This window comes from Aquibacillus albus (genome assembly GCF_016908325.1).
GTDB classification, from domain to species: Bacteria; Bacillota; Bacilli; order Bacillales; family Amphibacillaceae; genus Aquibacillus_A; species Aquibacillus_A albus.
This window is the reverse complement of sequence record NZ_JAFBDR010000006.1, coordinates 127,791-140,330: the sequence shown is the minus strand read 5'-3', so window position 1 is coordinate 140,330 and position 12,540 is coordinate 127,791. Positions and strand designations below refer to the sequence as shown.

Sequence of the window (12,540 nt, the reverse complement as noted above, 5' to 3'; positions counted from 1 at the left end):
TTAGGCTTAAGCTGTATTAGTGTTAATCGGGTATTTTAATTATCAAACTTTGAAAATCTACACTACAAGAAAGGCGGGGAGTCGCTTGTTTTTTAAATATTTTAATAATCAGAGAAAACAACAAAATAATCAATTGAACCAGTCAGAACAAGAAGATTTTAAGGTTCAATTATTTAGAACGATAGATGAAAACATTGAAAATATTAAAAAACTATATGACTCACCGGATGACTTGATAACTAGGAAGTTTACGATCGGGAATACGAATCAAGAGTGTGCAATCATTTATATAGCAGGCTTAACAAACAAAACAGTCATCGATAATCGAATTATGCAATCGATTCAAATTGAATCTGTTGAAAGCGGTAAAAACGTAGAAGTTAAAGGTGATGCATTACTAAATACGTTACATGAAAAAGTACTCCATTCTAGTGTATCAAAAGTGGTGAACAATTTAGATGAAGTATCGTTAGCGATCCTCTCCGGTGATACCGCACTTTTTGTAAATGGGACTGACAAGGTATTAATTTTAGGAACAAAGGGATGGGAAAATAGAAGCATAGAAGAACCAATTAGCGAAGGTTTAATTCGGGGTCCGCGCGAGGGTTTTATCGAAAATATTCGAACAAACACGGTTTTAGTTAGACGGCGTGTACGAGATTCTAATCTGCGATTTAAAGCTTATCAGGTGGGGCGACGGTCAAAGAAACAGCTAGTTGTGTCTTATATTGAAGGGATTGTCAACCCTGATCTTGTAAAAGAATTAAACCGCCGGTTAGAATCGATCGATTTGGATGATGCTCCGGAATCCGGTTACATTGAACAGTGGATAGAGGATGATTTTTTATCCCCTTTTCCACAACTTTCCCATACGGAACGACCCGACAAGGTAGCATCCGCTCTCGATCAAGGAAAAATAGCAATCTTGTTAGATGGAACGCCGTTTGTTTTAATTGCTCCCATGACATTTGGCAATACGTTACAGTCTCCAGAAGATTATTATGAAAGATGGATTGTCAGCTCGCTAATTCGTTATTTAAGATATGTTGCAGCATTTATCGCCGTGTTTTTACCATCACTATACATAGCTCTTGTTTCTTTTCACCCAGGTATGATCCCATCAAAATTAGCATTTTCACTTGCTGCGACAAGAGAAGGGGTTCCTTTTCCTGCCTTGATTGAAGCTTTATTAATGGAAGCAACGATGGAATTATTGCGAGAAGCTGGGATCCGGTTACCAAAACCAATTGGACAAACGATTGGGATTGTAGGAGGACTTGTTATTGGGGAGGCTGCGGTAAGAGCAGGGATTGTTAGTCCAGTTATGGTTATTATTGTTGCTCTTACAGCAATAGCATCCTTTTCTATGCCGTCATATGGTATGGCACTATCTTTCCGCATGCTGAGATTTGGATTCATGTTAATTGCTTCTGTTCTCGGGTTATACGGTATCATTCTTGGTTATATTGCCCTTAATATTCATTTAGTTAACTTGAAGAGCCTTGGTGTTCCGTATTCAGCACCATTCGCACCTAGTTTTTATGGTGATTGGAAGGACTTAGTTATTAGAGCTCCAATTACGATGCTTACTAAACGTCCGAAATATACCCAAACAGGTGACACAGAGCGAATGGACAATAAGGGAGGGAATTCCACATGAAATCATTTGAATATGGCGACGGCGAAATAGGTCACACGGAGATATTTTACGCCGTTGCTTCAATGGTTATTGCTATTGGAATACTAAATCTCCCTCGAGATCTTGCCCAAGCAACGAATTATGTAGATGGGGTATTTTCACTTATTATTGCAGGTCTTTTTGCTATTCTTTTTACTTGGATGATAGCTAGTCTTGCTGCTAAATACCCAAAGCAATCCTTTTACTCTTACACCGCTTCACTTATTTCCAGGCCGATAGCATTTGTTATTACCCTGGGATTAACGATTCATTTTTTACTATTTGTCGCTTATGAAACGAGAATGATTGGTGTCATAGCAGCCCATTATATCTTTGATCGAACTCCGATTGAAGTTGCTTCATTCAGCTTTCTCATGCTTATCGTTTATGCCGTATCAGGCTCACACGTCGGTATCCTTCGTTTGAATTTAATGTTTTTGCCGATTATTGTTCTAATAGCGATTACCATTTGTTTGATGAATCTAGCCTATTTTGATACTGAAAACCTTTCACCATTTTTTACAACAGATCTAAAGGGATATTGGAAAGGGGTGCAGGAAAGTTATTTTTCCTTTTCAGGATATGAAATTCTATTATTTTATATCGTTTTAATGAATCGTCCGAAAAAGGCACCGAAATTTGCAGCTTTAGGTATGATAATTCCTGTCTTGTTATATGCCACCTTTTACGTCATAACGATTGGCGTTTTTTCTTATGACACAACTCAAACGATGGTGTTTCCAACCATTGAATTGGCAAAAGAAGTGGAAGTACCAGGAGGGTTTTTTGAAAGATTAGAATCTGTATTTTTCATCATTTGGATTATGGCAATCTTTAATACGGCTGCAATGGCTTATGACGTAAGCTTATTGGCTGCTCGTTCTATTTTTAAAAAAGTAAAGAAAAAAACTTTAATTTTTATATTCTCACCAATCATATTTTTAGCTGCTATGTTCCCGCAAAATTTAAACGAAATAAGAACAATGGCAACGTACATTAGTTACTCTAGCTTATTTGTTGTTGTTTTCATCCCAATCGTATTACTAGTTATTGCAAAACTGAGGGGGATAAAAGGAAGTGAATAGAGTGAAAAAAGGTTTCATCATCTTTTGTATGACATTAATTTTGCTTACTGGATGTTGGGATCGGGTTGAAATAGAGGATCGTGGATTTAATATTGGAGTAGCGATTGATTTAGAAGAACAAAGAGGAGAAGAGGTTGAACAGCCACAAGGGGATTATGTGTTTAAAGGGACTTACCAGCTCGTTGTACCCCGTGGATTGCAGCAAGGTGAAGGGGGAGCTGGCGGTGCAACAAAGGCTTATCAGAACCTTGTCTCTAGAAGTGATACGATGTTCGGACAAGTACGTAATTTAGCGGAAGAAACGAGTCGAACTCCATTTATGAAACACCTACAATTGATCATCATTTCTGATGAAGTGGCAAAAAAACCAAAAGTATTTGCTAATATTCTGGATTTTTTTCTCCGTGACCATGAAATGAGAAGAGGGATAAATGTTTTTATTTCGAATGGAGAAGCAGGTCCCATTTTTGATGTGGACCCAAACCCTGATAATCTACCAGTTATGTTTATCAATTCCATTGCTGAAAATGCTAGAAAGCGACCAGAAATGCTACCGGAACAAAGAATTGGGGATATCTATGAACGTTTAGTAGATCATCATAGTTACTTAGTTCCACAAATAAAGTTAGGCGGGGATAATAATATAGAAATAGAAGGGGCTGCTATTATTCATGGACATAATAACCGATTCGAGGAGTTTATTACAGGGGAAGAAACAGAAGGAGTTCGATTTATTAAAGGAGAATATGATGCAGGACTATTAAAAACGATGATTGAAGATAATTTAGTTGTTTATGAAGTGAAACGTGCCGATAGTAAAATTGAAGTAAACACGGAGGATAAGGAACAGATTGAATTTACCATAAATATTTCCACCGAAGGAAATATTGGCGAGTCTTTTGAAACATTAGATTACACAAAACCAGAGGTCATGGATAAAGTAAGGTCTGCTTTAGAAAAAGAAATTGAACGAATCGCTCAGACAACGATTAAAAAGCTCCATCAAGATTTAAAGGTAGATGCATTACAATTAGGCAGTTATGTGGAGCGAAAGGATTATAAAACATGGAAAGAGATTAAGGATAATTGGGATCATGGGGAAAATTACTTTGCCAAAAGCAACATTAAAGTGAATGCAAAAGCAATGATACGTACATCAGGTTCTGTCATACAAATTGAAAAATGATAAAAAGGTGGTGAATCAGTGAATGTGGGAAAAATTTCTTGGACGTTTTCCTTCCAATTTAATCATTTTTTTAACATTTCTATCTGTCGCATTGCCATGGGCTACTTATAAAATAAATCAGAAATTACATCAATACGGGGATCCTCCATGGAAAAAAGACAGTAAGCGCGATTAATGATAAAATGTGCAGCTGCAATTTGGAAAATTAGAGGTAACGGTAAGCAAAAAACTCTTAATAAATAAAGGAAGAGACTCATGTACGAATGGTTTGTTAAGGATGGAAATAATCCTTTTATACTGTTTTCGTTAACCCATATACTGACACTATTATTTATAATCGCCATTTGTATAGGTATATATTTTTTTCGAACACAACTAAAAAAAGCTTTCCCTAACAAAATTGTTCGATACTCGCTAGCAGCTATGTTAATCGTTTCTGAAATCAGTTTGATTTGGTGGTTAAATTATATCGGTACGTGGTCCTTCCGTTATTCTCTCCCTCTTCACTTAAGTAGTATTTCTTTGTTATTATCTAGTGTCTTATTAATCACACGCAGCTATAGACTTTTCGAATTCACTTACTTTGTTGGTCTAGGTAGTGCCCTTCAAGCCATGGTTACTCCTGACATTCAGGCTTATACTTTCCCTCACTTTCGATATGTTCATTTCTTCATTTCTCATGGAGGAATTGTTATAGCAAATATGTTTATGGTATTTGTTGAAGGATTTCGTCCAACCTTTAAGTCTATATTTAAAGCGTTTCTTTATTTGAATGTTTATGCTTTACTCATTTTTATGGTGAATATAATCATGAACAGTAATTACATGTACATCATGAAAAAGCCTGCGAATCCCTCAATTATTGACTATTTAGGTCCATGGCCATTTTATATTATTCCGTTAGAAGTAATAGCTCTTGCAACATTTTGGCTACTATATATCCCATTTTATATTGAAAAATAATGCTAAAGGATGAATCTGTCGTAATTTTCCTATAATGATTTTTCTCATCGACCAATCGTTTATCAGTATAAATACTGTTAGTGGTTATGAGGAAATAGTCTAGTCTTGTAAGGCCGTTTCATGTAATATGGAGATACATCAATCTTGTATAATAAATTTAATGATAACGTGAGTGCAGGGGGGGCCAGGGTAGTGATACAACAGAAGAGTTCATTAACGAATAAAAGCATTGTTTTGATCGGTTTCATGGGAGTTGGAAAGACTACAATTGGGAAAGAATTGGCAAATTTATTACAGCGAGAATTCGTAGATATAGATGACGAGATTGAAAAAAAATATCAAATGCCAATACCTCAGATATTTAAAGAGCAAGGGGAAACAGCATTTCGTGAAAAGGAGAAGGAAGTGATTTCGAGCTTTTGTAAAAAGAAATTACAAGTCATTTCTGTTGGGGGTGGCGCTTTTCTTCAGGAGGAAGTAAGAAATCTATGTATGTCATCTAGTATTGTTGTTTTCTTAGAGTTGTCATGGGAATCATGGAAAGAAAGAATTCACTTACTTATGGATGATCGTCCTGTTCTACAAGGAAAGACGATGGATGAAATAGAAGAACTCTATCATAAGCGGAAGCAAATTTATGCCTCCCATCACTTAAAAGTGGAGACAGATGGCAAGGATCCTGAGGAAATTGCAAATTATATTGTTGAGTCATTAAAACAAGCTTAAGATACATACCGAATTTGCTAAATGGAGGAAAGTTTGATGGAAGCAGGGCTAAAAGTAAAGGATGTTGTCATAGGGGAAGGTATACCAAAAATTTGTGTTCCTTTAGTCGGAGAAACACGTGAGCAGCTTGTGGAAGAGGCGATTCAGTTGCTCGAACATGATATCGATGTAGTGGAGTGGAGAGTCGATTTTTTAAATCAGGCAGATGACCTAGATACGGTAAAACAAGTGTTACAAGATATTCGAAGGGTTCTTCGTGATACTCCATTACTCTTTACATTTCGAACGATTAAGGAAGGTGGAGAAAGGGCAATTAGTGACGCATACTATGTACAATTAAATCAAGCCATGATAAAAACAGGGCTTATCGACCTTATTGACATAGAGCTATTTAAAGAGGAGCAGGATGTCAAAGACTTGATTCAACTTGCTAAAAGTCATCATGTATTTACAATTGTATCTAATCATGATTTTGAAAAAACACCATCAAAAGATGAAATGGTGACACGATTAAGAAGAGCGCAAAGTTTAGGAGCAGATTTACCAAAATTGGCCGTAATGCCTACTTCAAAATCGGACGTTCTTACACTATTAGACGCCACCTTAACGATGAAGGAACAATATGCAAATCGACCAATCATCACGATGTCTATGGCTGGTACGGGAGCCATTAGTCGGTTAGCAGGAGAAATTTTTGGTTCTGCATTAACTTTCGGGACAGTAAAAAAAGCTTCAGCACCAGGACAAGTGCCAATAGCAGATTTGCGAAAAGTTCTTAATATTTTGCATGAAAATAGCTAGTGCAAAAATCCAATGAAAGTCTAAATGGCTTTGATTGGATTTTTTTGCTATAATTATCCTAATATTTTAAATTATTTTGTAAATGACTTTGATAGCTTTAGTCCTTTTTGAACAACCTCTTTAATCTTTACCCTCACAATTAACTTCCGCAGCAACACCTCTTTGTTGATGTTTTCAAGGGTTGTTAATTATATTGGTTTGAAAGCGTTAACAAGTAATTAATTAGTTAGTTAAATTAATTAACAGAACTGTTCTTGAGTGGATAGGGGGGAAAGCATGAAGCAAATGAAATCATTTTATTCTAAATTAAGAATAAAATATAAAATGTTTTTATTAATTTCGTTTATCCTACTATCATTCAGTATAGGGGGTATTTCAATTCTTCAACATGCTTTTAACGTTTATAATGAAGAAATTTATCGGCAATCAGCACAATCATTAGGTGTTTCATCTAACTCGATTGAAAATGAACTGAAAAAAATGGAGCGGTTATCGTTTCAGGTAGCGACCGATTCGCATATCCAAAGCTATTTAAAACGTCTTAAAGACAATCAAAGTGAGTATGAAAAATACATAGTAGAAAATGACATTAAAGATCGATTGCTTCAACTAGGTGCACTAAATAAATACGTGGATTCTCTTCAAGTGTACGACCTTTCCGGTAAAGAGTATGCGACAGGTAAAGATATTGAAATATTATCAAAGGATCGTATACAGGAGGTGGATGCAAAGGCTTCTGTTAAAAAAGGTGGGGTAGAGTGGGTATTTCCAAATAGAGAAGATCCTGCTCTGATTACAGCTAGGAAAATTCGTTCATATTCTGATTATGATTTCTCATTTGAACCATTAGGGTTAGTTGCTGTTCGAATGAACGTTGCAGAGGTCGTTTCAGATTTTACTAGTACGATTAATGGTGAAAATGCACAGTTGGCCATTTTTGATGAAAATAATCAACAGGTTTACCCGGTAGATACTCGGTTGTCAAGTGCTTATACCGCTGCGATTAACAACGAAAAAGGGTATAGCTTAATCAAAGATAATCGAGAAAGATACTTTATAACTTATAGTCCGGCACAGCACACGAAATGGACATATATGATTGTTACTCCGTACAGTAGTCTGTTTAATGCAATTACTTCCGTTCGAGCCGCAGTAATTAGTTTATATACGATTATGTTTATTGTTGTTGCTTACATGTCGATGCGTTTTGTAAATGGTATTATAAAGCCGATTGAAGGTCTAAATAAGAAAATGGAAATCGTGCAAACTGGAGAATTGGATCCATTTTATTCGAATGAAGATGTAAAATATTATCGAGATGAAACTGGGAAAATGCATGAAAATTTTAATATCATGATGAACCAAATCAACCATTTAATTGCTGAAAATTATAAGAAGCAATTGGTTATCAAAGAAGCAGAATTTAAAACGTTGCAAGCTCAGGTGAATCCACATTTTCTTTATAATACGCTTGAATCAATCAACTGGTCCGCAAAAATGGAGGGGAAGGATAGAATTTCACGAATGGCTGAGTCATTGGGGTATATTCTGCAGTCATCAATCAATATGAAGGAGTCAACAATCACGCTAGAAAAGGAAATGACGATTGTTGAAAAGTATATTGTCATTCAGTCTTATCGCTTTGAAGAAAGACTAGACTTTCAAACAGAAATTTCTGAAGAGCTCTATCATTGTATGGTGCCAAAGTTTACACTGCAACCATTAATTGAGAATGCGATTCGTTATGGTTTGCAACAAATGGTCGGAACTTGCACTATCCGTGTCATCGGGAAAAAGGTAAAGGACAATATCATTCTTACAGTTGAAGACAACGGACCAGGAATGGATGCTGACTTTTTACCGAAGTTAAAAAATGGCGATTATCAACCACAGGGAACAGGAATAGGTTTAAGAAATATTGATGAACGAATTCAAATGATTTTTGGGAAAAAATATGGAATTAAAATAGAAAGTACTAAAGTAAAGGGAACAAAGGTATATGTGATGTTACCTTACGAAGGTGGGGGAGAAAATGTACAACGTGTTGTTAGTAGATGATGAGCGCATGATATTAGAAGGGATTTCTTCCATTATTAATTGGGAAGAACAAAAGACCAATTTAGCTGGAACAGCAAGGAATGGTTTGGAAGCCTTTGATTTTATTCATGAATATCAACCGGATATTGTTATTACAGATATTACAATGCCTGGATTGGATGGGATTGAATTATTAGAAAAGGCTCACGCTTCTTTTCCGGAAATTAAGTGGATTTTCTTATCTGGCTATAATGAGTTCGAATATGCACAAAAAGCAATGCGTTATGGTGTAAAGCATTATTTACTAAAACCATGTAATGAGGATACGCTGACGAGTGCAATCAGTGATGTCGTTAGAGAAATAGATGAACAAAATGCAGAGAATCACTATGTGAAAACAATTGAAAACAAGGTAGACAAGTTTAGTCTAATCGAACGCGAACAACTATTGAAAGCCATGTTAACTAATCGAGCAGCAGACCTGGAAATAAAGGATGGCTTTTTACAATTAGTAGGAAATAATAAGAAAGTACAATTGCTCTATTTTTACTTTGAAGGAAATTTCTTATTAGAACAGACAGAAATGCTCCGAACAATTGTTAGCAATACATTGCATGAAGAGTCTGTGATCACGCAAACTAATTTCGGTGATTCCTTCCTAGTTCTCATAAGGAATTATACTGAAGACAAGCAATTGTTGAATGAAATAAAGTCAATTCAGAAATACTATCTTAATTCAGACCGAAAAGGTGTCTCGGTGATAATAAGTAAAGCTGTTAGTCCTTTGTCTATCTATGAAACTTATCGAGAGGTTTATAAACAAATAGATCAGCGTTTTTATTTAGGGGAGCAAAGCGTTATATTTTCTACAGATTCTATTTCTTTTGAAACAGATGATAGTGCCCTATACCAATATGATCCAGAACGAATGGTGTTATTGTTAAAGTCAGATAAAAAAAAGGAAGTGATAACGGAGCTTGAGCAAATCTTTAAGAAAATCAATGAAATGAAGCTGAGACCAAACTTAGTGAAATCTTATCTTATTCACCTTTATATGACAATCGTGAAAATTGGTTCCTTTGATCGTCAGGATACTTATATGAGGGAGATTGCTAGATTAGAAGAAATTGAGACGCTTCCGGCTTTTCGTGATGCATTTGAGGAGCTTTTCCTTTATATGATAGATTATTATAGTCAGAAACGAGGGAATAAATATTCTCCAGCTGTAACGGACATGCTTCGAGCAATCGAAGAGAATTTGGAAGACCCAATGCTATCTTTACAATGGGTAGCTACTGAGAGGCTATATATGAATGCCGATTACCTAGGAAAGTTGTTTAAAAAAGAAGTAGGGGAAAAATTTTCTACCTATGTCACGCGGGCACGAATTCAAAGAGCAGTTAAAATTATAGAGCAAGAGGAGGATGTAAAAGTATTTGAGTTAGCTGAACGCCTAGGATTTGGGACCAATTCACAATATTTTAGTCAAATCTTTAAGCGGATAACCGGTGTTACTCCATCGGATATTATGAAATCAATCTAAATGATTGATTCTCTTTTTTTTGAACAGAAATATCTGTTTTTTCTATCATGTATCTGAACTATTATCTGATATTCTATAACTGTAATCGCTTTCAATGCGAAAAGAAAAGGGGAGGGAATTAGTAAATGAAAAAAACACTTATATTATTACTGGGATTATTCATGACACTTTGGCTAGCGGCATGTAGTAGTGACAGTAGTTCAGGTGACTCAGGGGACACTTCCAGTGGTAATGGGTCAAGTGAAGTAGAAGAAGATAATGGAAGTGGAGAAGATCAAATAACCATTCGATTTGCATGGTGGGGAAACCAAACAAGAAATAATTACACAAACGAAGTAATTGAATTGTTTGAAGAGAAAAATCCAAATATTAACGTTGAAGCAGAATATGCCAGTTGGGATGATTATTGGAAAAAGTTAGCACCTCAAGCGGCTGCGAACGAATTACCTGATATTATACAAATGGATCTTTCTTACATTTCTCAATACGCACAAAATAACCAGCTTGCAGATTTAACACCGTATTTAGATAACGAAATCGATGTATCTAACATTGATCAAAATATCATTAATGGTGGAAAAATCGGAGATGGATTATATGGTTTTAATGCTGGGGTTAATGCAGTAGGTTTTCACTATGATCCAGCAATGCTCGAAGCAATTGGAGTAGATTCTATTTCGGAAGATTGGACATGGGATGATTATATTGAAATTGCAGACCAAGCTGCTGGAGCTGGTTACTATTTTGATACAGGGTTCCAGCCAGATGTTTTCTTTAACTACTATTTACGAACACAAGGCGATCGTTTGTATGCTGAAGATGGTAGTGGTTTAGGGTATGAAGATGACCAATTATTCGTAGATTTCTTCTCCATGGTGGCTGATCGTGTAGAAGCAGGTTCTACTCCGACACCTGATTACTTATCTCAATTATCTGGTGTGGAAGATGATCCAGTAGTAAAAGAAGAGGGTGTAGGTATTTGGCAATGGTCGAACCAATTCCTAGGATTACAACAGGTTGCCGATCGACCACTTGAAATGCACCCAATGCCAGGGCCAAATGTGTCTGATGGTTTATTCTTAAAGCCTAGTATGTTCCTCGCTGTGTCTGAAAACTCAGACCATAAAGAAGCGGCTGCATCATTTATTGACTTCTTTGTTAATGATGTAGAAGCTAACAAAATTATTAAAGCCGAGCGTGGTGTACCTGTTTCTTCTGAAATCAAGGAAGAAATTGCTTCTGAAGTTTCTGAAGCACAGCAACAAGTATTTGAGTATATCGATTGGGCAGAACAAAACAGCTCCGAAATGGGACCACCAGATCCATCTGGTGCAGGTGAAATCATTGAGCTGCTTAATAACCTATCTGAACAAATGAACTATGGAGAGATTTCGCCAGAAGATGCAGCTACTAACTTTAGGCAGCAAGCAGAAAGTATTCTTGCAAACTAAATCTCTGTGAATAATGGGTGTTTTTGGAACAGAGAGATTATTTCCCTCTCTGTTTCAATGCATTCTTATTACCATCCATCATCTTAAGTATTCAGAAAGGAGCTGAGATCTTGAGTACACAGGTAGGTGAAACACAATTAGGCTCACCATTAAACCAGAAACCAACAAGAAAGTTAAGTGCTAAAGTTAGAAATAATTTATGGGGATATTTTTTCATCGGACCATTTATTATTGGTTTTTTATCATTCACTATGATTCCTATCATAGCATCCTTATATTTCGCGTTTACATCTTATGATTTATTTTCGCCACCGAGATGGATAGGACTGGAGAACTTTCAGAAAATGTTTACCGATGACCCTAGATATTTGCAATCGTTAAAGGTGACATTTATCTATGTATTTGGTGGAGTACCATTGCGATTAGGGTTCGCTCTTGCTGTAGCTATGCTTTTAAACACAGCTTCAAGAGCAGTTGGTTTATATCGAACGATGTATTATTTACCTTCCTTAATTGGAGGAAGTGTTGCGGTTGCTATTATGTGGCGTAACATTTTTGGAGACGAAGGGATTGTTAATTTAGGATTAACATTTTTAGGACTAGATGCTGTTCGCTGGTTTGGAGACCCGACGGCAGCACTATGGATGTTAATTTTCTTATCGGTTTGGCAGTTTGGTTCATCCATGTTGATATTTCTAGCGGGCTTAAAATCGATCCCGCAAAGCTACTATGAAGCTGCAAGTGTGGATGGAGCAACCTTTTTTCAAAAGTTTTATATGATTACTATACCCATGCTAAGTCCTGTTATGTTATTTAATATGATTATGCAGACAATCGCAGCATTTATGACATTCGTACCTGCATTCATCATTTCCAAAGGTACCGGTGATCCGTTAGATGGTACATTACTCTATTCCCTTTACCTATTTAAGCAAGGGATTGAGTATTTCAATATGGGCTATGCATCAGCAATGGCTTGGGTAATGCTTCTAATCATTGCAATTCTAACGGCTATTATTTTTGCAACTGCTAGATACTGGGTTCATTATGAATCGGAAGGGGGCAGGTAA

At 36.2% G+C, this 12,540-nt stretch carries 11 protein-coding genes; all 11 read left to right on the top strand.

The window, feature by feature from the left end:
- The first annotated feature begins 85 nt into the window (after positions 1-85).
- The 11 genes from JOC48_RS07375 (at position 86) to JOC48_RS07325 (ending at position 12,540) form a co-directional block, all read left to right on the top strand.
- Complete coding sequence (locus JOC48_RS07375; protein WP_204498433.1) at positions 86-1,660, top strand: spore germination protein; 1,575 nt, start codon at positions 86-88, stop codon at positions 1,658-1,660.
- Positions 1,657-2,763 (top strand): GerAB/ArcD/ProY family transporter, encoded by a 1,107-nt coding sequence (locus JOC48_RS07370; protein ID WP_204498432.1) that lies wholly within the window; start codon positions 1,657-1,659, stop codon positions 2,761-2,763. The genes JOC48_RS07375 and JOC48_RS07370 overlap by 4 nt, the downstream gene beginning before the upstream one ends.
- Positions 2,756-3,949, top strand: a complete 1,194-nt coding sequence (locus JOC48_RS07365) for a Ger(x)C family spore germination protein (protein WP_204498431.1) — start codon at positions 2,756-2,758, stop codon at positions 3,947-3,949. Before JOC48_RS07370 ends, JOC48_RS07365 begins: the two co-directional genes overlap by 8 nt.
- A gap of 22 nt (positions 3,950-3,971) precedes the next feature.
- A complete protein-coding gene (locus tag JOC48_RS07360; RefSeq protein WP_204498430.1) occupies positions 3,972-4,124 on the top strand; it encodes a hypothetical protein in 153 nt (50 codons plus the stop codon).
- An 80-nt stretch (positions 4,125-4,204) separates the two neighbouring features.
- Complete coding sequence (locus tag JOC48_RS07355) at positions 4,205-4,912, top strand: YwaF family protein (RefSeq protein WP_204498429.1); 708 nt, start codon at positions 4,205-4,207, stop codon at positions 4,910-4,912.
- Positions 4,913-5,104: 192 nt separating this feature from the next.
- Positions 5,105-5,638: a shikimate kinase gene (locus JOC48_RS07350; RefSeq protein ID WP_338024243.1), complete on the top strand. Its 534-nt coding sequence runs from the start codon at positions 5,105-5,107 to the stop codon at positions 5,636-5,638.
- A gap of 36 nt (positions 5,639-5,674) precedes the next feature.
- Positions 5,675-6,439 (top strand): type I 3-dehydroquinate dehydratase, encoded by a 765-nt coding sequence (aroD, locus tag JOC48_RS07345; protein WP_204498428.1) that lies wholly within the window; start codon positions 5,675-5,677, stop codon positions 6,437-6,439.
- A gap of 276 nt (positions 6,440-6,715) precedes the next feature.
- Positions 6,716-8,497 carry a cache domain-containing sensor histidine kinase gene (locus JOC48_RS07340; protein ID WP_204498427.1) on the top strand — a complete coding sequence of 594 codons (1,782 nt, stop codon included), beginning with the start codon at positions 6,716-6,718 and terminating at the stop codon, positions 8,495-8,497.
- Positions 8,472-10,019 (top strand): response regulator transcription factor, encoded by a 1,548-nt coding sequence (locus JOC48_RS07335; RefSeq protein ID WP_204498426.1) that lies wholly within the window; start codon positions 8,472-8,474, stop codon positions 10,017-10,019. The genes JOC48_RS07340 and JOC48_RS07335 overlap by 26 nt, the downstream gene beginning before the upstream one ends.
- Positions 10,020-10,144: 125 nt before the next feature.
- Positions 10,145-11,470 carry an ABC transporter substrate-binding protein gene (locus JOC48_RS07330; RefSeq protein WP_204498425.1) on the top strand — a complete coding sequence of 442 codons (1,326 nt, stop codon included), beginning with the start codon at positions 10,145-10,147 and terminating at the stop codon, positions 11,468-11,470.
- 215 nt (positions 11,471-11,685) lie between these two features.
- A complete protein-coding gene (locus tag JOC48_RS07325) occupies positions 11,686-12,540 on the top strand; it encodes a carbohydrate ABC transporter permease (RefSeq protein ID WP_338024245.1) in 855 nt (284 codons plus the stop codon).